This is a genomic window from Lentzea xinjiangensis (assembly GCF_900110955.1).
In the GTDB taxonomy this organism is placed as follows: Bacteria; Actinomycetota; Actinomycetes; order Mycobacteriales; family Pseudonocardiaceae; genus Lentzea; species Lentzea xinjiangensis.
Genome location: NZ_FOFR01000007.1, coordinates 13,236 through 35,003 on the forward strand (window position 1 = coordinate 13,236; position 21,768 = coordinate 35,003).

Below are 21,768 nucleotides of genomic sequence, written 5' to 3' on the forward strand. Positions count from 1 at the left end.
GAAGGGCTGAGCGAACCCCGAGGAGCTTCATGTCGTCGGACGCGGAACTGATCGGCAGATCGCTGCGCGGAGACACCGGTGCCTTCGTGGAGGTGATCAGCCGCCACGAGACCGCGATCGGGAACTACCTCGCGCGCAGAGTCGGGCGTCAGGCCGCCGAGGACGTGCTCGGTGATGTGTGGGTGGCGGCCTACGAGTCCCGTGCGACCTACGACCTCTCGTACGCCGAAGCCAGGCCCTGGTTGTACGGCGTCGCGCTGAACAGGCTGCGGCGGCACTGGCGGTCCGAACCCGCCGAGGAGCCGGCGCCGGACCTGACCGGGGTGGCGAGCGACTGGGATCCCTGGCCGGCGGTGGACGACAGGGTGGACGCGCAGGCACTGCTGCGCGGCGCACTGGCCCGGCTCAAGCCGGAGGAGCGAGAGGTGCTGGGCCTGGTCGCCTGGGAGGACCTGACCGTCGCCGAGGCCGGGAGGGTGCTCGACATCCCCGCGGGCACGGCCCGCCGGCTGCTGCACCAGGCGCGCAAGGCGCTGCGCGAGGCACCTGAAGTGGCCGCGCTCCTGCGAGTCCCGACAACGTGAGAAGACACCCCATGGACGAAATGGACCTGATGAAGAAGTTGCGAGAAGTGCCGTCCCCGAGCCCCGAGGCCTACGACCGCGCCCGCACGGCGCTGCACACCGCGATGGAGGAACCCGTGAACCCGGTCGTGCGGCCGAAGCGCTGGTTCTCCTGGCCCAAGGTCAGCATCGCCGCCGCCGGCGCGGCAGCCGTCGTGACGGCCGTGGTCCTGGGCGCGACGGGCGGCACCGCGCCGACCGGCCCCTCCTCCGCGGCTCCGCAGGTGGTCGAGTCGCCCCTGGTGGAGCTGGCCTCCGAGGTGCAGGCAGCCGTCACGCTGCCGGGAGACGCCTCGCTGGTCATCACCAAGAAGCTCGCGCCGGACAAGACGACCTACACCGTCTACACCGTCTACACCGACAAGGGCCAGGTCTTCCACGGCGACTCGGTGAAGGGGCTGGCGGCCACGGCCGCCAAGGGCGACGACTCGGCCCACCCGTACGACGCGAAGGTCGCGGCGGCGGCCCGCCTGGCCGCGACCGGTGACGTGGAGAAGGCCAAGATCGCGATGGTCACCGCGTCGGGCACCAACCGCTGGGGACTCGGCCTGAGCCCCGCCGAGGCGGAGAAGGCGTGGGCGCAGAGCTACGCGGACATGGCCGAGACGCTCCGCAAGCTCGGCAAGGAGGTGCCGCCCGCGAAACCGCGACCGACCGGCAAGGAACTGGAGAACGGCATCAACAACGCGTTGTGGAGCAACACCACCTACGCGCTGTTCGTGGCGGCCTCCAACGCGGACGTCCGCGCGGGCGTGCTCAAGCTGCTGGCGACCATCCAGGACGTGACCATCGGCAAGACCGAGGTCGACGGGCAGCCCGCGCTGACCCTCACCGCCGGTCCCGCCCTGCAGGGCGGGACCGGTTCACACGTGCTCACCGTCAACGCCGACAACGGTCTGCCGATCCGTTCGGAGGTCGTCCCGGCCAAGGACGCGGCGGAGCCGTCCACGCCGTCGGCGGTGCACTACAAGTCGTCCCGGGTCAACTTCGCCGACGTGATCGCCGGCAAGATCTGATCCCCGTACCGGAACCGGGGAGGGCCGAGATGATCTCGACCCTCCCCGGTCCTGTCCAGTGGCGGTGCGTCCTGCCACGGCCCGGCGAACGCGAACCCCCCGACGGAACGCGATGATCTCCCGCTGACGGGGATCAGCCGGACAGCACCGCGTTCGGATTCTGGGACTGTGGAGCCAAAACAGCCCACACCGTCTTGCCGACCGCATGGCGCACAGCTCCCCACTGCCGGCACAACCGGTCGACGAGCACCATCCCGCGACCACGTGTCGCCCGCACCGACGAGTGGCCCACCTCCGGTACCCGCGACGACAGGTCGGTCACTTCGACGCGGATCAGGTCGCGACTGCGCCGCAGCCGCAGGCACAAGGGGTGTTGCCCGTGCTCGTAGGCGTTGGTCACCAGTTCGGACACCACGAGCTGCGCGTCGGCGATCTCGTCCTCCGTGAGGCCCGTGAGGACCTCGCCGGTCCACCGCCGGGCTTCGGCCAGGTCGGGCACGTCGCCCGTCAGTTCGAGCACCTGGTTCTTCGCTGCTCGCGGTCCGGGCGGGGTCGAGATGCCTTCACCGGCGGTCATGGCTGTCTCCCGATCGAAGAAGTGGAGCGTCGCGCACTGATACCCCGGTGGCGGATCGACCACACCGCCTGGTGATCACCCGATAGGTTCGTCCGTTCCACGGATCGGAGCAACCCTGACGTCACTTCCGCCAGAACAGGTGGTGGACCACGCCGCTCGGGCTGGGCACGACGTCGGCGTGGAACCGGTCGAGCAGCTCGTCGGGCGTCTTCCACAGCGGCACGCCGGAGCCGAGGTCCACCGGGGCGACGGCGACGTGCAGGGTGTCGACCAGGTCGGCGTCGAGGAACGACCTGATGGTGGTGGCGCCACCACCGATCCGGACGTCCTTGCCCCGCGCCGCCTCCTTCGCGAGCGGGAGGACCTCAGCCGGGGTGCCGCTCACGAAGTGGAAGGTCGTGTCGGAGAGGGTGAACGACGGCCGTTCGTGGTGGGTGAGGACGAAGACCGGGGTGTGGAACGGCGGTTCGCCGCCCCACCAGCCCTGCCAGTCGAGGTTGCGCCACGGGCCGCGGTGCGGGCTGAACTTGTTGCGCCCCATGATCTCCGCGCCGATGTTGTGCGCGAAGTCGCGGGTGAGGTAGTCGTCGAGGCCGCGGCTCCCACCGGGCTCGGTGCGGTTGGGCCAGCTCGCCGTGGCACCCGCCCACGCGAACATGACGCCGGGATCGGCGTGGCCGAACGGCCTTTCGAGGGTCTGGTCCTCACCGGCGCCGAACCCGTCCCGCGACACGACGAAGTTCTGGACCTTCACCAACTGGGTCATGGGGCTTCCTTCCGCTCTTGGTCGAGGGGTGGACCGCGCCGGCCGCGAGAACTCATCGGTCCGGGCGCGATCCCGCTCGAAGAACGGTCAGCGCGCACCGCCAGGGTGCAACACACCCAGGCAGCAGGCGATCGGTCTCCCTACCGTGACGAGTGCAGGAACACCACCGCACCACGTCCGCCGCAGTTGCGGTACGCCAACGCCTTCCGGCGTCGTGGAGAAATGAGGGAACCGTGAACCGTCCTGCGAACGACCCCCGCCGCCGGAACTTCCTGAAGGTACTGGGAGGCGCCGGTCTGAGCGCACCGTTCCTCGCGGTCACGCCCGCCGCGGCCCAGGGGACCGGCACGAGCGCGGCCACCTCCGCACGCGAGAAGCGCATCACCCGCCTGACCCTGGCGGCGTTCGAGCGGCAGGCCACCGGCGGGAGCTTCTTCGACGTCCTCGCCGAGGACGTCACCTGGACCATCGCCGCCGCCGAACCCGGTGTCCACCGCGGGAAGCGGGCGTTCCTCGCCAACGGCGTCCGCGCGGTCACCGGCCGCCTGTCCACCGCGATCGTCCCGGAGATCCGCGGCACCTGGGCTCAGCACGACACGGTGGTCGTGCACTGGTACGGGACGGCGGTGGCGCGCGACGGGCTGCCGTACCGCAACAACTACTGCTGGATCTGGCAGTACCGCGGCGACGAGGTCGTCAACGCCGTCGCTTTCCTCGACCTGGTGGCGTTGACCGAGTTGTTCGAACGCGTCCCCTTGGACGGTGCGGCCGGTTGAGACGCACGGACGGAAGCGGCGCACCGCGGAAGTCGCGATCACGCGCCGCCTCCGTTCGCTCGTCAGGCACGGGGCCCGAGCCCCCTGCCCGGCACGGGCGTCACTGCTGGGTCGGTACCGGGTGACCTTCGGACGCCTGCACGACGACGATGCCCTGACCCGACAGCGCGAGCTGGTAGGCCTCGCCCGAGCCGCGTCCGATGACGGCACCGAGCTTCGCCGTCTTGCGGATCGTGGACTGCAGCGAGGCGGACCACAGGACGGCCGACTGCATGTCGACGTACGTCGGCACGTCCACGTTCAGCACGACCGGCGTGCCGTAAGCGGTGACGGCCAGCGCTCCGGTGCCCGTGAACGTGGTGTTGAACAGACCGCCGCTGAGCATCGACGCGCCTTCGGTGCGGTTGATGTCCCACTGGAGCGTGCTGTCGAAGGCGAGGACGTTCTTGCCGTTCACGGTGACGCTCTCGTCCTCCAGGTACAGCACGAAGATCTCGTCCGCGTCCTGGGCGAGGAAGACGTCGCCGCTGCCCGACACCTTCATCAGCGACATGCCTTCACCGGTGAAGGCCTTCTTGAACAGCTTGCCGAGACCGCCGGCGCCCTCGTAGGCGAAGTCGACATCGCCCTGGTAGGCGACCATCGATCCCTGCTTCGCGAAGAAGAAACCGCCGCTGCCGGTGAGGTCCACCTTGAGCATGCGTTCGTTCTGCAGTTGGAAGCTTCCCGGCTCGACGGACCGCTCTTCGTGGTTGAACAGTGAGCTGCGCATGCCCAGATGATGCAGGTGATCACGCGCTCGGACCTCACCGGGGTCGTCGTGGAGCCGGGGCGGCGTGCTCGTGGAGCGGTCCTCCGTGGTCTCGAAGAAGACCTTTGCGGACAACGCACTCGGCCTGATCCACTCCGCGGGTTGTCCGCACGGGAGGAGGTGCGGCGGGCCGGTGCGACCACGGGGGTGCGGGCACCGGGCTCGGGCCGCACCATCCGCACCGCTTGGTCGGACAGGGTGGATCCGGGAGGGTTCGCGACGGCCACCGGGAAGCGCACGATGCCGGGGAGCGCGGCCGGCCTGCCGGTGCTTCGGCTCGCGTCACCGACCCCGGGTCCGTGGCCGTCGCCGACGTGCACCCCCACCCCGGTGAGAACCGGTCGAGCCCGTCAGGAGCACCTCAGCGGATGCCCGTCCGGTTCTGCAGAGCCCCGATCTTCGTCCCGTACAGGAAGAAGACCGCCATGAACACCTCGATGCGCTGGTGCGGCGTGAGCCCGTCGAGATCATTTCTGATCTCCGCGTCCTGGACGTCCACCTCGTCGGCGAGCCGCCGGTTGAACACCATCCGCGCAACGTCCTGGCTGCGTTCGTCGATGTCCGCGTGGAACAGCCGGCGCAGGTCGCAGTCGCGCGGCAGCGGGCGGTGCACGAGGTCGGCGGGGTAACGGGCGTTCATGACACGCGCCGCCGTGTTGAGCGTGTGGGCGACGAGCGCCGGTCCTTTGTCGAGGTGGTCAACCACCGCTACCAGCTCGTCGAGGGTCGCTACGTCCTCCTCGATCGTGACCGGGGTGTCGATGTCGAGGTCGAGGCGTTCCATCGCCATCGCGACGTTCGCGAGCACCTGATCGGGATCGATGACTAATTGGTCGCCGAGATGAACGCTCGCGCGATGGTGGTGCGGGTCGAGCAACTCCTGCGTCTCGCGGCTGAGGTGCGGGTGCAGCAGGTCTTCGTGGTCGGTCGTCACGCACATGACGTGCCCACTTTCGGACGAGCACAATCGTCCGTTCACGAACGGATGCAGTGTGGTTGCCGAGCCGGGACGCGGGGTACCGCCGACCGATTGCGACGTCGATCATCTGTTCACCCGTTGCGCCACCTGGCACTACTCGCCGGCATCCCGCAATTCGGTGAGCGGGCCTTCCGCGGTCGCGGACGTACCCAGGCCGGGCCCGCACGGTTGACGTGCGAACCCGGCCTGGTTCGGGTGGCGGCGGTGCGGTGGGTCAGAGCACGACGGGCTTGCCGCCGAGGGTGACGACGAGCTTGCCGTCGGCGGCGAACGACCAGCCGAGCGCTCCGGAGTACCCGGCGCACCGGGAACCGTTGGTGCCCGTCCAGAACTGGTTGGAGGCGTCGGCGTTCCCGACCGCCTTGTCGTTGCTGCCGCTGCCGCTGCGGCAGGAGGTGTTGGAGCGGAAGACCGAGCTGCCGGCGTCGAAGGAGAAGTTGCGCTCACCGTTGTCGACGCCGAGGTTGGTCGACACCGTCATGCCGCCGGGGTTGCGGTTGTAGGTGAAGCCGTGCTTGCCGTTGTCGTAGGCGATGGTGCGGCGGACGGTGTGGTTCACGGCGATGTCCTCACCGCCGAGCTTGAAGCCGTTGCGGTCGCCGTTGCCGGCCTGGCCGCCGTTGCTCAGCGTGCCGTTCTCGTACGCCAGCGAGTCCTCGATCGTGACGGCACCGATCGGGCCGGTGTCCGACTTGGTGTAGAGGTCCCAGCCGTCGTCGATGTTGTTGTGCGCCACCGCGTAGCGGAACACGTTGCCGGGGCCGGAGGTGAGCTTGGCGGCGAACCCGTCGGCGTCCTCCCCGTCGGAGTCGGCGTTGTCGTGCGACTCCGCGCTGAGGATGAGGTTGTCGGCCGGCCACTGGTCCTCCGGAGTGCTGGACAGCATCCGGGACAGTTGCAGGCCGGTGTCGCGGTTGTAGCGGGTGATCGTGCGCTCGAAGATGTTGTTGCTGCCGCCGACGAAGATGCCGTTGTCCCCGGCCCGTTCGACGACGATGCCGTGGATGTGCCAGTACGAGCCGTTCACGGCCAGGCCCCGGTTGGCCGGGTCTTCGGTCTGCGCCGAGAAGTTCAGCACCGGCTTCTCGCCCTGGTAGGCCGTCAGCTTCTTGCGGGCGGCGGCCGTGCCGCTGTTGGTGGGCGGGATCGTCACCGTCTGCGAGTGGTTGTACGTGCCACCACGCAGGAAGATCGTGCCGCCGGCCGCGACGCGGGTGAGGGCGGACGTCAGCGTGGTCGGGTCCGAGATCGTGCCGGAAGCGCCCTCACGACCGGTCGGTGACACGTACAGCGCGTCTGCCGGCGGCACGCTGGTGGTGGTGGTGGTGGTGGTGGTCGTCGTGGTGGTGGTCGTAGTGCTGGTCGGCCCGCCACCGACCGGTGCGAGGCTCCACTGCTTGGTCGCGGTGCCATCGCAGGAGTTCGTCTGTATCAACGCACCTGCTGTCGTGGCGTTGTCCTTGACGTTCATGCACTTGCCGCCGTTGGCGTTGACCAGGCGGTGGTTGCCGCCGCTCGCGGTGAGCGCCCAGACCTGGCTCGTGGCGCCGGTGCACGCCTCGAGCTGGACCGGCTTGCCCGCGCTGGTCGACGCGTCCCGCACGCCGGCGCACAGGCCGCCCGAGCTGATCCGGAACCCGCCGCTCACCTCGGTCAGCACCCACTCCTGACCGGCGCACGCCTGCTGCCGGAGCTGCGTGCCGCTCGACGGGCTCGCTCCCGCCTCGAGGCACTGCCCGCTGCCCGCGTTCTGCACCACGTACGTGCCCGCCGCGGCGGCCAGCGCGGCGGTCCCCGGCCAGGCCGCGAGCGCGGTGACCAGCGCGACGACCGCGCCCGCCGACGCGATCCCGGCTCGGACGCGACGTTTTCTCGCCAGGCCGGCGGGCTGCTCCGGAATTCTCATGAAGACTCCACTTCGAACGCTGGGCGAGAAAGAGGCTCGACCGGGATGCGAGGCCATATTCTCGTCGGATGCTATGAGGTCCACCATGGCCGGTCAACGAGGAAATTCCGCGAACTCGGCGGCTGCTCGAAGTCGAACGAATCGAACACCCAGATCAGCGCCACTCGAATGGATCACCGAGCGCTTCGACGAATGTCGAGCTGGTCATACTCGTGAACAGGGCATTCGCCGACCTGGTCATGTCCGTGAACAACCGGTGGCTGTTCCGGCGATCGGCGTAGCTATTTTCCGGTTCACCACCGTGAATCTTCGCGACTTCTCCGCGATCGGCATTGCGGCATTCTCCGCTCCGGCGTTAACGTGCCGAAGAGCGCTCCAGATCGCGTCCACCCCTCTTTGACGCCGAGTAGATCAACGGAGACCTGCTATGCGCCTGAAAGCTCTGTTCTCCTGTGCCGGAATTCTGTGCGGCGCGGTGGTCGCCGTGTCGTCGTCCGCCGCGGTGGCCGCGCCGGTCCGGTACGAGGTGGAAGCCTCTCCCGGGGTCTGCTCCGGTGCGATCGAGTCCAACTGGTCCGGCTTCTCCGGCACCGGGTTCTGCAACGGCACGAACTCCACGGGCGGCCATGCCCAGTTCACGGTCACCGCGGCGGAGGCGGGCACCGCGACGCTGGGCGTCCGGTTCGCCAACGGCACCACCACGGCCCGCCCGGCCGGTCTGGTGGTGAACGGGACGGCGGTGCGGACGTTGTCGTTCGAGGGCACCGGGGCGTGGTCGACGTGGGCGACCGAGACGACGACGGTCCCGGTGAACGCGGGCAGCAACACGATCCGGCTGAACCCGGCCACCGCCAACGGCCTGCCGAACGTCGACTTCCTCGACGTCGACGGCGGCGGCACCACGCCCGTGCCCCCCGGCGGTCTCGTCGGCTGGGCGGCGGAGGCCGGTGGCACGACCGGGGGTGCCGGCGGCACCACGGTCACCGTGAGCACCTTCGCCGACTTCCGCACGCAGGCGCAGTCCGCGGAGGCCAAGACCATCCTGGTCAGCGGCATGCTCAGCGGCTCTGGCACCGTCGAGGTCGGCGCCGACAAGACGATCCGCGGCGTCGGCGCGAGCTCGGGCATCTCCGGGACCACGCTCAACATCGAGGACATGAAGCCCGCCAACGTGATCATCCAGAACATGAACATCCGCGGCGTGCGCGGCAACGACGCCATCCAGATCGAGAACGCCAGCCACATCTGGATCGACCACAACACGATGTCCAGCACCATCGAGAACGACCCGGACTACTACGACGGCATGCTCGACATCACCCACGGCGCCGACTACATCACGGTGTCGTGGAACGTCGTCCGCAACCACTGGAAGACCTCGCTGGTCGGCCACTCCGACGGCAACGCGGGAGAGGATCGCGGCCACCTCCGGGTCACCTACCACCACAACTGGTTCGACCGCACCTTCGAACGCAGCCCGCGGGTGCGCTTCGGTGAGACCGTCCACGTCTTCAACAACTACTACACCAACATCAACAACAACACCGCCTCGTACGCCATCGCGTCGGTGATGGACGCCGGTCTCCTCGTCGAGGGCAACGTCTTCGAGAACGTGCAGCAGGCGTGCTGGTCGAAGAGCGGCTACGCCGACTCCGATCCGGGCCGGCTGGTGGCCAGGGACAACTCGCTCACCAACTCCGGACCGTGCGAGGTCAACGGCACCGTGGCGGCCATCCCGTACCGCTACACCGCGGAGCCCTCCGGCGCCGTCAAGGCGTCCGTCACGGCCGGCGCGGGAGCGGGGAGGCTCTGATGTGGACGAACGTGGCGAAGAAGGCGGGCGTGCCCGTGGCAGCGCTCTCCCTCGTCCTGGCCTGCGTCACGGTGACCACGCCGGCCGCGGCCGCGCCGGTCGCTGACGGCTTCGCGAGCGTCGACGCGCTGGGTCAGAACGGGACCACGGGCGGCGCCGGCGGCCCCGTGGTCACCCCGGCGACGGCGGCGCAGTTCCTCGAGCACATCCGGCGGCCGGGCCCGCTGGTGGTCCAGGTCCGCGGCACGATCACGCTGCCCACCGGCACCACGGACGGCATGCACGACGTCGCGTCCGACAAGACCATCATCGGCATCGGACCGGACGCGCGGCTGGTCGGCGGCGGCCTGAACATCGGCGTGCCGGTCGACGACGACGTGACCTCACCGCCGCCCGGCGCCGTCCACAACGTGATCATCCGGAACATCCGCTTCTCCGGCGCCACCGACGACCTGATCAACGTGCAGATGTTCTCCCACCACATCTGGATCGACCACAACGACTTCTCCGACGGCGACGACGGCGCGGTCGACATCAAACGCGGCTCGGACTTCATCACCGTGTCGTGGAACCGCTTCCACGACCACGACAAGACATCGCTGGTCGGGCACGACGACGACAACGGCGCACAGGACACCGGCAGGCTGCGGGTCACCTACCACCACAACTACTTCGATGCCTCGGACCAGCGCAATCCCAGGGTCCGCTTCGGCTCGCCGGTGCACGTCTACAACAACTACTACCGGGACAACAGCTACGGCATCGCCTCGACGATGGACGCGGGCGTCGTCCTGGAGGGCAACTACTTCTTCAGCGTGAACAACCCGGCCCGCGTCGACTTCAGCGGCGAGCTGGGCCGCCTGGTGGCGCGGGACAACATCCTCGTGGACTGCAACCACGAGATCGAGACCCGCGGCACCGTGGCCGAACCGCGCACCTACTACGCCTACACCACCCACCGGGCCGCCGAGGTCCCGACCGTCGTGCCCGCGGGCGCGGGCGTCGGCAAGATCTGAAGGAGTCCGCGATGACCGACAACTCCCGGATCACCCGGCGCACGCTGCTCGCGGGCACGGCGGGTGTCCTCGTCGCGGGGCACCTCGCCACCCCGGCCGGGGCCGCCACCGGCCCCGACGGGTTCGCCGCGGTGACCGCGCTGGGCCGGAGCGGAACCACGGGGGGTGCGGGCGGCGCGGTCGTCACCGCCACCACCTCCGAGCAGTTCCTCGACTACATCGACACCGTCGGTGCGTTGATCATCCAGGTGTCCGGCACGATCACCATCTCCAGCAAGCAGGGCGTGCGCCCGGACAAGACCGTCGTCGGTCTCGGCACCTCCGCGGTGATCGACGGGGGAGGGCTGGACTTCTACCGCTCGCACAACGTGATCGTGCGGAACCTGCGCTTCACCAACGCCGAGGACGACGCCGTCAACATCGGTCAGAACTCCCACCACATCTGGGTCGACCACAACGAGTTCTCGGGTGCCGTCGACGGTTCGGTCGACATCGTGCGCGGCGCCGAGTACGTCACCGTGTCCTGGAACTGGTTCCGCGGCAGCGACAAGTCGATGCTGATCGGGCACTCCGACGGCGCGTCGAGCACCGACAAGGGGCGCCTCAAGGTCAGCATCCACCACAACTTCTTCGACGGCTCGCGGCAGCGGCACCCGCGTGTGCGGTTCGGCGAGCCCGTGCACGTCTACAACAACTACTTCCGCGCCAACGAACTGTACGGCGTCGCGTCCACCATGGACGCGGGAGTCGTGGTGGAGGGCAACTACTTCGAGAACGTGCCGCACCCCGTCCTCGTCGGCTACGCCGACAGCGGCCCCGGTCGCGTCGTGCAGCGCGACAACATCTTCATCGGCTCCGGTGCCCCGCAGACCGCGGGCAGCGTCCAGGAACCACGCACCTACTACTCCTACGCCCTGGACAACCCGGCCGACGTGCCACGCATCGTCCGCGCGGGCGCCGGCGTCGGCAAGATCTGAGGGGGAGCTCATGCGCCACAAGATCAGGCTCGCCGCCGCGGCGAGCGGTGTCGTGCTGTCGGCGGCTCTGGCCGCGTTCCCGGCGGCCTCGGCGGCGACGCTGCTGGCCGACGACTTCGGGGACGGCGACTCCAGCGGCTGGAGCACGAACGGCGGCACCTGGACGGTCACGTCGGGTGCCTTCCAGCAGGCGGCCACGAGCGCGGACGCCAAGGCGCTGACGGGTCCGGGCTGGACGGACCAGGCGGTGCAGGCACGGGTGCGGCCGAGTGCGTTCAACGGTGCCAACCGGCACGCGGCCGTGCTCGCCAGAGCCCAGAGCACCGGCAACTACTACTACCTGGCGGTGACCAACTCCGGCTCGGTCGTGCTGGGCAAACGGGCAGGAGGTGGCTTCACCCCGCTCGCCTCCGCACCCGCCACCGTGCCCACCGGCAGTTGGGCGACCCTGCGGCTGGAGGCGTTCGGTACGACGCTGCGGGGCTTCCTCGACAACGTGGAGGTCGTCACCGCGACCGACGGCACCTTCGGCAGCGGCCGGGCGGGAGTGTCCACCCACTACGCCGGAGCCGCCTTCGACGACGTGCTGGTGACGGACACCCCCGGCGCCGGAGCACCGCCGACCACGACCACCCCGACCACGACCACCCCGCAGACACCCGGCACCTGCGCCACCACCGGCTCGCCCACCGGGTTCGCCTCCGTCACCGCCTGGGGTCAGAACGGCACGACCGGTGGAGCGGGTGGCCCGGTGATCGAGGCCGACACCGCGAACGAGGTGCTGGCGGCCATCGGCCAAGCGGGGCCGCTGACAGTCTGCGTGCGCGGCATGATCGCGTTGCCCGCCGGCATGCACGACGTGGCTTCGGACAAGACCATCGTCGGCATCGGCGCGAACTCCGGCTTCACCGGCGGCGGCCTGAACATCGGCCTTCCGGTCGACAACGCCGTCACCGCGCCACCGGCGAACGCCGTGCACAACGTCATCATTCGCAACCTGGTGTTCCGCGACTGGTCCGACGACGCGATCAACGTGCAGATGTTCTCCCACCACGTGTGGATCGACCACAACGACCTGTCGAGCGGCTACGACGGTGCCATCGACATCAAACGCGGCTCCAGCTACATCACCGTCTCCTGGAACCACACCCACCACCACACCAAGAACATGCTGCTGGGCCACGACGACAAGAACGGCGCCCAGGACATCGGCCGGTTGAAGGTGACCTACCACCACAACTGGTTCGACCGGACACCCCAGCGCAATCCGAGGGTGCGCTTCGGGGAACCGGTGCACCTGTTCAACAACTACTACTTCCGCAACAGCGATGTGGGCGTCGCGTGCCAGGCGAACTCGGGCTGCGTGGTGGAGGGCAACCACTTCGAGAACGTCGAGGAGCCGGTGAGCAACCACTACGCCGGGCCGGCGGGCCGGTGCGTCGCGCGGAACAACGTCTTCACCGGGGAGTCCGGGCAGCCCGACTGCAGCGGGGCGGTGGAGGAACCGCGCACCTACTACGACTACGTGCTCGACGACCCCGGCACGGTGAAGGCGGCGGTCATGGCGGGAGCGGGGGTGGGCAAGATCCGCTCGTGACCCGGATCCCCCCGGCGGGACGGCGAAGCCGACCAACGATCCGATCTCCCGTGTAAGTTGACTCAATACCTTCAGTGTTGACTAAAATGATGCCCGGGTGGTAGTCGGCGATCATCGTCGGCATCAGTTCCCTGCGAAAGCACCGGACACGGTGCGGCGGAAGGGATGAGGACGCCGGCGGTGATCGCGGGCGTCCTCGTGGTGCCGGCACCACTTGGTCGTCGCTCGACGTGCATCCAGCAGCGGCACTTCGAGGTCCTGCTGCGCCAGGTCTGCGAGCCGGCCACGTCACCGGTGCCTGACCGCACCTGAGGGGTTCACGCCGCCGCGGCGGCTCAGAAGCCGCTCGGGAACGTCTCCGGCTCCAGGGTGTCGATCTGACGGCTGTGCAGCGGGTGGAGGGCGTGCGTCCCGCCGACCCAGAGGAAGGCGTCGTAGCGGTCGCCGAGCACGGTGGGCAGGTAGTTGCGCACGCGCTCGTGCGCGGGGTCGTAGACGACACCGATGGCGCGGTGGGGGAGTGTCGCGGTGAGCAGGTCGGGACGTTCGCCGCGGGGGAAGACCATCAGCGCCCGCTCGGGTGCGTCCGCGTGCAGCACGTGTTCGAGCGAGCCGGGCCGGGCCGCCGGAACCGGCATCTCACGCAGGGGCGCGCCCCACGAGCTCCCCGCGACGACCGTGCCGTGGTGGCTGCCGAAACCGATCAGCACCACCTGGTCCTCGCCGTGGCGCTCGCGGGCGAGCTGGCCGAGGGTGAGCGTGCCGGAGGCCGCCATGCCGGTGGCGCGGGCATCGCCGACATGGGTGTTGTGCGCCCAGACGACGGCCTTGGCGCCGTCGCCGTAGTGCGACAGGAGCCGGTGCAGCGTGTCGTCCATGTGACGGTCGCGGATGTTCCAGGACTCCGGCCCGCCGGCCATCATCGCCCGGTAGTACCGCTCGGCGCCGGCCACGACCTCGGCGTTCTGCCAGGCTTCGAAGGTGCCGCCGCTCTCGGCCGCGGCGCGTTCGCGCAGGCGCACCAGAAGGTCGGCCACCTCGTTCTCGCAACCGGCCGGGATCAAGCGGGTGATCATGGCGTAGTCCCGTGCGCTTTCGCCGTACGGCTCGAAGCAGCGGTAGGCGGCCAACGCCGCGGGCACCTCGGCTGGGTCGTGCTCGCGGAGGTGGACCATGATCTCGCGCAGCGACTCCCACAGCGAGTACACGTCCAGACCGTGGAAGCCCACCCGCTCGTCGTCCCCGAGCGCGGCGTTGTGAGCGCGCAGCCAGCGGGTGAAGTCGAGCACCTCCTCGTTGGCCCACATCCACGTCGGCCACCGGTCGAACGCCAGCAGGGCGCCTCGCGGGTCGTCGGGCGCCTCGGGGGAGCAGCGCACGGCGTGGTTCACCCGGTCGCAGTCCGGCCAGTCGCCTTCCACGGCGACGAAGGAGAAGCCCTTCTCGGCGATCAGCCGCTGGGTGAGGGCGGCGCGCCACCGGTAGAACTCGTGGGTGCCGTGGCTGGCCTCGCCGATCATGACCACGCGCGCGTCCCCGACGCGGTCGAGCAGCACGTCGAAGTCGCCGGGGTCGGTCAACGGCGCGCAGAGCGCCACGACCTCGTCTCCGAAGCGGCGGCTCATCAGGACTCCTCCGTTGCCGGCTCACCTGCTGTGGCCAGCCGGAGTACCCACGGGAGAGCCCGGCAAACGGCGCCTGCGCCTTCGCCCGGTCGGCCCGGACGCTCTCGCGGCACACCGGGTACGACGCCGACGTCAGCCGGGCGCTACTGGAGGCGTGTGTGGTGGTGTGCAAGACATGTGGCGATGAGTGTGAAGCGCACGGCTGATCGCGCACGACGGCGTGTGGCCGTTCATCGCCTCCGTCGGCTGCGCGGCCCTGCCGCGGGTCGAAGGGCTTCCCCTGCCGGAGGACGGTTCGCTGCTGTTCTTCCTGCACCACGAATGGGACCTGCTGGACCCGCTCGGCCCCGGTGAGCCGAAGCACGCGCGGGTCCTGCACGTCCCGGCGGGCGCGGAGACGGCGGTGGCGCCACCACCGCCCGGCCATGACAGCACGCGGTTCTTCGCCGAGGACCTCCCGTTCCTCATCCCCGAGTACCCGCTCTTCGCGTGGGTCGAGGCGGTCCTGCCGGAGTGGCTCGAGGGGAGCGACGCGGTGATCGACTCGGTGATCGACTCGGGTGCCACGCGGCGGCTGCTCGACGAGCTGAAGCACGTCGACGACCTGTGCGAGGTCGTCGACGGCCTCTGGCTGGGCCTTTTTCCCGGATGGCGTCCGCGAACCTCGGGAACCGGTCCGCGGACGGCCCCGAGCTCCCGGCGGCGGAGCGGTTCCGGCTGAGAGACGAGGAGGAGGCTCGGCTGGTCCGGGAATGGGTGCCGCTCGCGCAGTTCTGCAGCGGGAGCGACTACCACTGCGGATGCTTCCTGATCAGCTTCGACGACCTCGCCGCCAAGCGCTTCGACAACATGCGCTCGTTCACGATGTTCACCGAGCAGGTCGCGCGCGGCCCGGTCGTGGCGGGTGCCCGTGTCGCACGGATTTCACGTCGTGGGCGCGAAGTCCGGCAGGGTGAGGGCCGAGTGGGCCGGTCGTCCCCGTCCGGGGGGCATGGTGGTGAGGTGGCGCAGCCTGTCGTTGCGCTGCCGCAGGTCCTCGGCGGTGACGGGGAACAGCGTGGCGCCGCCCTTGCCGACCAGGTCCTGGTTCGCGGTCACGAACTCGCGGGTGGTGCGCTCGTAGGCGGCGAAGCCCTCGGCGTGGTCGCCTCCGGCGAGGGCGTGGGCGAGCATGTAGGCGCCGACGAGCGCGAGGCTCGTGCCCTGGCCGGTGAGGAACGAGGGCGCGTAGGCGGCGTCGCCCACCAGCGCGACCCTGCCGCTGGACCAGCGGGGCATGCGGATCTGGCTGACCGCGTCGAAGTACAGGTCCTGCGCGCCGCGCATGGCGGTGACCATCCCGGGGACCTCCCAGCCGGCGCCGGCGAAGACCTCGGTGAGCAGGTTCCGCTGGGCGGCCAGGTCACCGAAGGCGTGGAACGGCGGATCCGGCAGGGCGCAGTTGAGGAACGCGTGCACCTCGTCGTCGTCCCCGGCGGCGTAGAGCGCCGCGGCCCTGCCGGGGGCGTTCCACATGACGGTCTCGTGGGAGAGCCCGAAGGTGTTGGGCATGGTGAACACGGCGAAGCAGTAGCCGAGGTAGCGGTGGAACTGCTCTTCCGGGCCGAACAGCAGTTCGCGGGTGCGGGAGTGCGTGCCGTCCGCACCGATCACCACGTCGAACGAACGGCTGCCGCCGGAGCGGAAGGTGACGTCGACGCCGTCGTCGTGCTGGTCGAGGGTGGCGATCGAGTCGTCGAACACGAACTCGACGTCGTCGCGGACCGCCGCGTAGAGCGCCTCGGTCAGGTCCCCGCGCCGGACCTCCAGATCACGTCCCCCCACGCCGCCGGTGATGGCGTGGGGGTGCAGCGAGGCCACCTCGTCGCCGTCCCCTTCGCGGAAGGTCAGCCGGCGCAGGTCGATGTGCGCGTCCTGCAACCGGGGCAGGACTCCCATCCTGCGCACGACGTCGAGCGCGGTGCCGCGGATGTCGATGGGGTAGCCACCGCTGCGCGGCGCGCTCGCCTTCTCGACGACCGTCACCTCGTGGCCGCAGCGGTGGAGCCAGAACGCGAGAACCGGGCCCGCGACGCTCGCTCCGGAGATCAGGACCTTGCGCTTCCGCGTGGTGCGGGTCATCCCTTGGCTCCTTTGTGCATGGTGCGGGTGACGAGCAGCGCCAGCGCGGTGACGGCGCCGGCGATGACGAGGCAGGTGACGAAGGCCGATTCCGCGGAGACGTTCGACCCGGCGGGGGTTCCGGCGGTCAGGATGGCGCCGCAGATCTGCATACCGACGGCGAAGCCGAGCACCCGCGTCACCAGGACCAGGCTCGTGGCGATGCCGGTGTCACCCTCGTCGACGGAGGTCGCGGTGCTGCTCAGCATCGCGGTGACGCACAGGCCGTTGCCGAACCCGATCAGCACCTTGGCGATGACGAGGTGCCAGACCTCGCTGTGCACGGCGGCCAATCCCAGCAGGGAGATGACCAGCAGGACGACACCGGTGGTGACCACGGCACGTGAGCCGAAACGCCGTGCTCCGATGCCCCCGATCGGCCCGGCCGCGGACGCGGCGATGACGCCGGGCAGCAGGTAGAACCCGGTCAGCGTGGCACTGGCTCCGAACCCGTACCCGTCGCCGGAGATTCCGAGCAGCTGCGTGACGAGGTAGGTCCCGCCCGCGGTGCCCATGCAGATCACGAACGTCAGCAAGCACGACTTCCACACCGCGGGCCGGGCGAGCATGGCCAGGTCGACCATCGGCGCGACCGCGCGCCGTTCGACGAACACCCATCCCGTCGTGAGGGCGATCAGCAGCACGACGAGGCCGGCGAACACGAGTGGCTGGGACGCGATGTGGGCCGCGAGCGCGAGCACGAGCATGAGCGTGACCAGTGTCGCGCTCAGCAACGCGAACCCGGGCCAGTCGATTCCCGCATCGTCGGAGCGACCAGGTGGGTCGTGCGGCATCAGCCGGTTCGTCGCCATGGTCGCCACGATGACGACGATTGTGGGCAGCGCGAACAGCCAGTGCCGGGAGAGCTGCTCGGCCACCGGTCCGGCGGCCACCAGACCCACCATCCCGCCGCCGACGAACATTCCGCTGACGGTCCCGATGGCGACCTTCGCATCGCCTGCGGGGAGGTACTTGCGCACGAGGATGAACGACAGCGGCAGGGCACCCACCATCGCGCCCTGCAGCAACTGGCCGAACAGTAGCACGGGCAGATTGGGTGCCAGAGCGGACACCAGGCCACCGACGCTGACCACGGACATGAGCTTGATCAGGACCGATTTTCCGCCATAGCGGTCGCCGAGCTTGCCGGCGATCGGGGTGACGAGCGCGCCGGTGATCAGCAGCACGATGCTCAGCAGCGCCCCTTCGGCGGGACTCATGTCCAGCTCGCGTTGCAGCAGCGGGAGCGTCGGCGTCACCACCGACTCCAGGGCGCCGGTGGCCAGCGCCAGCACGCCCAGCGCTCCGAGAGCGGCCTTGCCGATGGTGGCCGGGGGAGACGCAGCTGTGGTCATGGCAGTCCTCTTCACAGGTTCGGGATCGGTGGGATGTCCGCCGTGCGCGTGGCGCTGTGGCCGGAGGAGCGAGCGGACGCGTGGCCGAGCCCGCTCACGGCGAGCACGACGAGCGCCGCCGCCGCTACCGCGAGGCCCTCGTGCACCTGGCACAGCGCCGCGCCGGCGACCGCTCCGGCGACGAGGAGCGCGACGGCCGCGACTCGTCGCTTCGCCCCCTGGTGGCGGGCCGCACCCAGCCGGGAGTCGGCGGCGAGCCCGGTGAGCGTGGAGGTGACGACGACGGTGGTGACGTCCTTCACCGCCAGGTGGCGGGCCGTCGCCGCCTGCGCCCCCATGGCGAGCGCCAGCGCTGCCGCCAGCACCGCGCGGGTGACGGCGGAGCCGACGCCGACGACGGTCGTGGCGAGAGCTGTGGCGGCCAGCACCAGTCCGACGCCGCCCAGCAGCCCGGTGTGCGGAGAGCCCCAGCCGGGCGCGGCGGTCCGCAGGGCCCGTCCGGCCGCGGCCGCGCCGGCGAGGAAGGACAGCAGCGCCACGGCCGGGCCGAGCACCGGCAGCCCCGTCCCCGGCACCGCCGCCATCCCGAGGATGACCACGTTGCCCGTCATGTTGCCCGCGAACACCTGGTCCAGGCGCAGGTAGCCGACGGCGTCGACGACCCCCGTCGCGAAGGTGAGCGCGAGCATCAGGTGCACCGGCGTCATGTGCCGGCGCACGAGCCGCCCGCGGGTGCGGGTCGTGGAGGCCGTCATCGGCCCACCGCGTAACCCTGGGCGCCGCGCGGGTTCGCCGCCGCCTGGAGGACGCCGGTGTCCGGATCACGCGTGACGACCGACAACCGGCCCTGGCTCCAGGGGCCGGAGACGGTCACGTCGTGACCGCGTCCGACCAGCTCGGCGACGACCGCCTCGCCCGCTCGCCGCTCGACCACCAGCCCGCCCGGCGTCCAGGTGCGCGGCCAGAACGAGCTCACCACCGCGGTGGTGTGGAACGCGGGAGCGTCGATCGCCTCCTGCGGGTCAAGGCCCAGCGCGAGCGTGCGCACCAGGTACAGCAGCTGCCACTGGTCTTGCTGGTCGCCTCCCGGCGTGCCCAAGGCGGCCACCGGCTTGCCGTCGCGCAGCAGCAGGGTCGGAGTCAGCGTCGTGCGGGGCCGCCGTCCTGGCGTGAGGGCTGACGGAGCGGCGGGGTCGAGCCAGGTCATCTGGAGCCGCGTGCCCAGCGCGAAACCGAGGTCCGGCACGGCGGGGGAGGACTGGAGCCACCCTCCCGACGGGGTGGCCGAGATGATGTTGCCCCAGCGGTCGACGACGTCGATGTGGCAGGTGTCGCCCCTGGTCTCCCCGGTCTGCTGCACGGTGGGTTCCCCGGTCCCGTCGGCCGGACCGGCGGGCCGCCTGGTGACCAGGGGAGGCGTGAACGGCTCGACGCCGATGTCGCCGGGCCGGAACTCGGTCGACGCGACCTCACCGATCAGGCCGGCCCGCTCTTCGCCGTAGCGCGGGGAGAGCAGGCGGCGCAGCACGGACTCCGCGTCCGCCGGGGCCAGGTGCCCGTAGTACGCCTCCCGGTCCGCCATGGCGAGCTTCACGGCCTCGGTGATCGTGTGGATGCCCAGGGCGGTCGACGGGTCGATCCGCTCGTCGTCGAAGTGGTCGAGCATCGTGAGGGCCTGCAGCAGCACGGGCCCCTGGGACCACAGGCCCGCCTTCGCCACCGTGGCCCCGCGGAACCGCGCGGTGACCGCGGGCTCGAGCGACGGGGTGAAGTCGGCCGCGGTGAGCACCCCGGCGTGGTCGCGGCCGGAGGAGTGCCGGTGGGGCACCGCCGCGAACTCGGCCATCGCGGTGGCGAACCCGGTTCGCCACGTGTCGCGCGCGGCGTGGATTCGCGCCGTTCTCGTCTCACCGGTGGCCGCGGCGGCCAGCCCGCGCAGGGTCCTGGCGTAGGTGGCGTTCACGAGGGTCGAGAAGGGCTGTGGAACTCGTCCTCCCGGCATCCACAGCGCGTACGACGTCGGCCAGTGCGTGCGGAACAGGTCCTCGACCGTGGCCAGCACGCGGGCGAGCTGCGGCACGACCGGAACACCGCGCTCGGCGTAGCCGACCGCGTAGGCCAGGACGTCCGTGAGCTCCCAGGTGCCGAACTCGGCGAGCAGCCACAGCCAGGAGTCGACGGCGCCGGGAACGGCGGCGGCCAGTGCGCCCGCTCCCGGGACGTGGTCCAGCCCCTCGGCCACGAAGTGCTCGATCGTGGCACCTCGTGGGGCGTGGCCTTGCCCCGCCAGCACGAGCGGCGCCGGGTTCGCGGCCGTGGCGAGCACGGCGACGAGGTCACCGCCCGGCCCGTTGAGGTGGGGTTCGGCCACGTGCAGCACGAAGGCACCGGCCGTGGCCGCGTCGAACGCGTTGCCACCCCGCTCCAGGACGGACTGGGCCGTCGCGGAAGCCAGCCAGTGCGTCGACGCGCACATGCCGAAGGATCCGCGGAGCGTGGGACGTGTGGTGTGCGGCAACGCATCGGTCGGTGGCGGTGGTGGACCGGCCATGGACGTCGGCTCCGTTCAAGAGCGGTGCGTGGTGGCTTGGCGCGCGTGGTGCGCGGCGTGGTGGGCGGCCAGCACGTCGCCGCCGAAGTCGGTCTCCGGGTCACGCCACACGGCGTGCGCGTGGTTGGCGCCGCGGTGGACGTTGGTCCACTCGATGAGCAACCGCGGGCCTTGCAGGCGGTAGTAGTGCGGTTCACCCGCCGCGGTCGAGCCGGCCCAGGCGAGGTGCACGGCGTCGAGCGCCGCCGGGTCGTCGTAACGGGGCAGCGGGGACAGCCCGTCCGGAACGCGGCCGAGGTAGGTGCTCAGCAGGGCTCGCAGCAGTTCCCGTTGCCCCGCGTCGAGCTCACCGCCCGGCACCCCGCCGGGCGTCGGCGTGAGGGCCAGCGCCCGCTGGTCCGCACCGTCGAGACCGGTGACGGACTGCCCGGCGCGGTCGGGGACGTGCGGCCCGGGACGCCAGAGCTCGCTGCGCCTCACCACGCGGTCCTCGACCGTGGTGCTGTTGCCCGCCACGACGTCGTTCGGGGCGCGGGGCAGCAGCAGCGTGCGGGCGGCCAGCTCGGGGCGCAGCGAGCGGACCAGTTCGCGGGCCAGGTCCTCCGCCGTCCCCAGCGGTCGCAGCGCCGCCCCGCCCAGCAGCGGTGCCGCGGCCGGGTCGGCACCCAGGAAGCACGGCGTGGTGGCGACGACCCGCCCGTCCACCACCAGGTAGTTGAGCGACACGTGGTGGCCGCCGAACCGCCACCCCCACGGTCGCCGCCCACCCGGCTCACCGAAGACGCGCAGGTAGTACCTGCCCGGATCGCGGGTGCGCTCCCGGCCCCAGTTCACCGAGAAGCCCTCGACGCGGTCGAGCACGTTCTCCAGGCCGAGCACGGTGGCGACCGTGGTGTAACCGGCTTCGGACAGTCCACTCGCGACCAGGCGCATCACCATCCGGTGCTGGGCGGGACGCTGCTCGTGGAAGGTCAGGCCGCCGTGGTCGGTCGGTGTGTAGAACCAGCGGGTGCGTTCCGCCTCGGCGTCACCGTCGAGGCCCGGCGCCGGCCCGACCGCCACCTCGCGCTGGCCGGGGTCGAGGGAGTCGAGCCACGTTCCGGCCGCCTCCGCCATCCGCGTGGCGACCTCAAGACCGGTGTCGGCCACCGCCGCCCTCCTCCCTGCACAAAGTGTAACTGTCGTATGAGTTGAGACGACTCTATCAGATAATGCTCGAA

20 protein-coding genes and 1 pseudogene are annotated in these 21,768 nt (G+C 70.5%); 10 read left to right on the forward strand and 11 right to left on the reverse strand.

Features of this window, described 5'->3' with window-relative positions:
• Positions 1–29 precede the first annotated feature (29 nt).
• On the forward strand, positions 30–584 hold the full coding sequence (locus BMW88_RS16930; protein ID WP_089951714.1) for an RNA polymerase sigma factor: 555 nt from the start codon (positions 30–32) through the stop codon (positions 582–584).
• An 11-nt stretch (positions 585–595) separates the two neighbouring features.
• Complete coding sequence (locus BMW88_RS16935) at positions 596–1,639, forward strand: hypothetical protein (RefSeq protein ID WP_245777853.1); 1,044 nt, start codon at positions 596–598, stop codon at positions 1,637–1,639.
• Positions 1,640–1,772: 133 nt separating this feature from the next.
• Here the strand turns inward: BMW88_RS16935 and BMW88_RS16940 are convergent, their stop codons facing one another.
• Together BMW88_RS16940 and BMW88_RS16945 are read right to left on the reverse strand one after the other, a co-directional pair.
• The gene (locus tag BMW88_RS16940; protein WP_089951717.1) at positions 1,773–2,216 is read right to left on the reverse strand and encodes an ATP-binding protein; all 444 of its coding nucleotides are present in this window, start codon (positions 2,214–2,216) and stop codon (positions 1,773–1,775) included.
• Between the two features lie 121 nt (positions 2,217–2,337).
• The gene (locus tag BMW88_RS16945; protein ID WP_089951719.1) at positions 2,338–2,982 is read right to left on the reverse strand and encodes a dihydrofolate reductase family protein; all 645 of its coding nucleotides are present in this window, start codon (positions 2,980–2,982) and stop codon (positions 2,338–2,340) included.
• 233 nt (positions 2,983–3,215) lie between these two features.
• Here BMW88_RS16945 and BMW88_RS16950 point away from each other — a divergent pair, with 233 nt between their 5' ends.
• Positions 3,216–3,758 carry a nuclear transport factor 2 family protein gene (locus tag BMW88_RS16950; protein ID WP_089951720.1) on the forward strand — a complete coding sequence of 181 codons (543 nt, stop codon included), beginning with the start codon at positions 3,216–3,218 and terminating at the stop codon, positions 3,756–3,758.
• 100 nt (positions 3,759–3,858) lie between these two features.
• Here the strand turns inward: BMW88_RS16950 and BMW88_RS16955 are convergent, their stop codons facing one another.
• The 3 genes from BMW88_RS16955 to BMW88_RS16965 all read right to left on the reverse strand — a co-directional run bounded on the left by BMW88_RS16955 (position 3,859) and on the right by BMW88_RS16965 (position 7,454).
• Positions 3,859–4,530, reverse strand: a complete 672-nt coding sequence (locus BMW88_RS16955) for an AIM24 family protein (RefSeq protein WP_089952167.1) — start codon at positions 4,528–4,530, stop codon at positions 3,859–3,861.
• Positions 4,531–4,930: 400 nt separating this feature from the next.
• Entirely contained in the window at positions 4,931–5,503 is a 573-nt protein-coding gene (locus BMW88_RS16960) for a hypothetical protein (RefSeq protein ID WP_143116111.1), read from the reverse strand.
• Positions 5,504–5,762: 259 nt separating this feature from the next.
• Positions 5,763–7,454 (reverse strand): RICIN domain-containing protein, encoded by a 1,692-nt coding sequence (locus BMW88_RS16965; RefSeq protein ID WP_143116112.1) that lies wholly within the window; start codon positions 7,452–7,454, stop codon positions 5,763–5,765.
• Between the two features lie 427 nt (positions 7,455–7,881).
• On the opposite strand from BMW88_RS16965, the gene BMW88_RS16970 reads away from it, so the two are divergent.
• From BMW88_RS16970 to BMW88_RS41895, 5 genes are all read left to right on the forward strand, one after another.
• Positions 7,882–9,267, forward strand: a complete 1,386-nt coding sequence (locus BMW88_RS16970; RefSeq protein WP_089951724.1) for a pectate lyase family protein — start codon at positions 7,882–7,884, stop codon at positions 9,265–9,267.
• A complete protein-coding gene (locus tag BMW88_RS16975; protein ID WP_089951726.1) occupies positions 9,267–10,283 on the forward strand; it encodes a pectate lyase family protein in 1,017 nt (338 codons plus the stop codon). The genes BMW88_RS16970 and BMW88_RS16975 overlap by 1 nt, the downstream gene beginning before the upstream one ends.
• Before the next feature lie 11 nt (positions 10,284–10,294).
• A complete protein-coding gene (locus BMW88_RS16980) occupies positions 10,295–11,260 on the forward strand; it encodes a pectate lyase family protein (protein WP_089951727.1) in 966 nt (321 codons plus the stop codon).
• A gap of 10 nt (positions 11,261–11,270) precedes the next feature.
• Positions 11,271–12,857: a pectate lyase family protein gene (locus BMW88_RS43290; protein WP_089951729.1), complete on the forward strand. Its 1,587-nt coding sequence runs from the start codon at positions 11,271–11,273 to the stop codon at positions 12,855–12,857.
• A gap of 165 nt (positions 12,858–13,022) precedes the next feature.
• On the forward strand, positions 13,023–13,169 hold the full coding sequence (locus BMW88_RS41895) for a hypothetical protein (protein WP_177221152.1): 147 nt from the start codon (positions 13,023–13,025) through the stop codon (positions 13,167–13,169).
• A 23-nt stretch (positions 13,170–13,192) separates the two neighbouring features.
• Here BMW88_RS41895 and BMW88_RS16990 read toward each other — a convergent pair whose 3' ends face one another.
• A complete protein-coding gene (locus BMW88_RS16990; RefSeq protein ID WP_089951730.1) occupies positions 13,193–14,482 on the reverse strand; it encodes an erythromycin esterase family protein in 1,290 nt (429 codons plus the stop codon).
• A gap of 95 nt (positions 14,483–14,577) precedes the next feature.
• On the opposite strand from BMW88_RS16990, the pseudogene BMW88_RS44635 reads away from it, so the two are divergent.
• Together BMW88_RS44635 and BMW88_RS17000 are read left to right on the forward strand one after the other, a co-directional pair.
• Positions 14,578–14,688: pseudogene (locus BMW88_RS44635) on the forward strand (four-helix bundle copper-binding protein); the annotation flags it as partial.
• Positions 14,689–14,702: 14 nt separating this feature from the next.
• Positions 14,703–15,203: a YwqG family protein gene (locus BMW88_RS17000; protein ID WP_089951732.1), complete on the forward strand. Its 501-nt coding sequence runs from the start codon at positions 14,703–14,705 to the stop codon at positions 15,201–15,203.
• A 203-nt stretch (positions 15,204–15,406) separates the two neighbouring features.
• Here BMW88_RS17000 and BMW88_RS17005 read toward each other — a convergent pair whose 3' ends face one another.
• From BMW88_RS17005 to BMW88_RS17025, 5 genes are all read right to left on the reverse strand, one after another.
• Positions 15,407–16,603 carry an FAD-dependent monooxygenase gene (locus tag BMW88_RS17005; RefSeq protein ID WP_089951733.1) on the reverse strand — a complete coding sequence of 399 codons (1,197 nt, stop codon included), beginning with the start codon at positions 16,601–16,603 and terminating at the stop codon, positions 15,407–15,409.
• The gene (locus tag BMW88_RS17010; protein WP_089951734.1) at positions 16,600–17,997 is read right to left on the reverse strand and encodes an MFS transporter; all 1,398 of its coding nucleotides are present in this window, start codon (positions 17,995–17,997) and stop codon (positions 16,600–16,602) included. Before BMW88_RS17010 ends, BMW88_RS17005 begins: the two co-directional genes overlap by 4 nt.
• Positions 17,998–18,008: 11 nt before the next feature.
• Positions 18,009–18,752 (reverse strand): YoaK family protein, encoded by a 744-nt coding sequence (locus BMW88_RS17015; protein WP_089951736.1) that lies wholly within the window; start codon positions 18,750–18,752, stop codon positions 18,009–18,011.
• Positions 18,749–20,473 carry a gamma-glutamyltransferase family protein gene (locus tag BMW88_RS17020; protein ID WP_245777854.1) on the reverse strand — a complete coding sequence of 575 codons (1,725 nt, stop codon included), beginning with the start codon at positions 20,471–20,473 and terminating at the stop codon, positions 18,749–18,751. Before BMW88_RS17020 ends, BMW88_RS17015 begins: the two co-directional genes overlap by 4 nt.
• A gap of 90 nt (positions 20,474–20,563) precedes the next feature.
• Entirely contained in the window at positions 20,564–21,697 is a 1,134-nt protein-coding gene (locus BMW88_RS17025; RefSeq protein WP_089951739.1) for a DUF3500 domain-containing protein, read from the reverse strand.
• Between the last annotated feature and the right edge of the window lie 71 nt (positions 21,698–21,768).

Excerpts from the sequence above, each read along its gene's own strand:
- BMW88_RS16990 (WP_089951730.1), bottom strand. The coding sequence starts at position 14,482 with ATGAGCCGCCGCTTCGGAGACGAGGTCGTGGCGCTCTGCGCGCCGTTG.
- BMW88_RS17005 (WP_089951733.1), bottom strand. The coding sequence starts at position 16,603 with ATGACCCGCACCACGCGGAAGCGCAAGGTCCTGATCTCCGGAGCGAGC.
- BMW88_RS16945 (WP_089951719.1), bottom strand. The coding sequence starts at position 2,982 with ATGACCCAGTTGGTGAAGGTCCAGAACTTCGTCGTGTCGCGGGACGGG.
- BMW88_RS17015 (WP_089951736.1), bottom strand. The coding sequence starts at position 18,752 with ATGACGGCCTCCACGACCCGCACCCGCGGGCGGCTCGTGCGCCGGCAC.
- BMW88_RS16930 (WP_089951714.1), top strand. The coding sequence starts at position 30 with ATGTCGTCGGACGCGGAACTGATCGGCAGATCGCTGCGCGGAGACACC.
- BMW88_RS41895 (WP_177221152.1), top strand. The coding sequence starts at position 13,023 with ATGAGGACGCCGGCGGTGATCGCGGGCGTCCTCGTGGTGCCGGCACCA.
- BMW88_RS16980 (WP_089951727.1), top strand. The coding sequence starts at position 10,295 with ATGACCGACAACTCCCGGATCACCCGGCGCACGCTGCTCGCGGGCACG.
- BMW88_RS16975 (WP_089951726.1), top strand. The coding sequence starts at position 9,267 with ATGTGGACGAACGTGGCGAAGAAGGCGGGCGTGCCCGTGGCAGCGCTC.
- BMW88_RS16935 (WP_245777853.1), top strand. The coding sequence starts at position 596 with ATGGACGAAATGGACCTGATGAAGAAGTTGCGAGAAGTGCCGTCCCCG.
- BMW88_RS17020 (WP_245777854.1), bottom strand. The coding sequence starts at position 20,473 with ATGTGCGCGTCGACGCACTGGCTGGCTTCCGCGACGGCCCAGTCCGTC.
- BMW88_RS16955 (WP_089952167.1), bottom strand. The coding sequence starts at position 4,530 with ATGCGCAGCTCACTGTTCAACCACGAAGAGCGGTCCGTCGAGCCGGGA.
- BMW88_RS17010 (WP_089951734.1), bottom strand. The coding sequence starts at position 17,997 with ATGACCACAGCTGCGTCTCCCCCGGCCACCATCGGCAAGGCCGCTCTC.
- BMW88_RS16965 (WP_143116112.1), bottom strand. The coding sequence starts at position 7,454 with ATGAGAATTCCGGAGCAGCCCGCCGGCCTGGCGAGAAAACGTCGCGTC.
- BMW88_RS16970 (WP_089951724.1), top strand. The coding sequence starts at position 7,882 with ATGCGCCTGAAAGCTCTGTTCTCCTGTGCCGGAATTCTGTGCGGCGCG.
- BMW88_RS16940 (WP_089951717.1), bottom strand. The coding sequence starts at position 2,216 with ATGACCGCCGGTGAAGGCATCTCGACCCCGCCCGGACCGCGAGCAGCG.
- BMW88_RS43290 (WP_089951729.1), top strand. The coding sequence starts at position 11,271 with ATGCGCCACAAGATCAGGCTCGCCGCCGCGGCGAGCGGTGTCGTGCTG.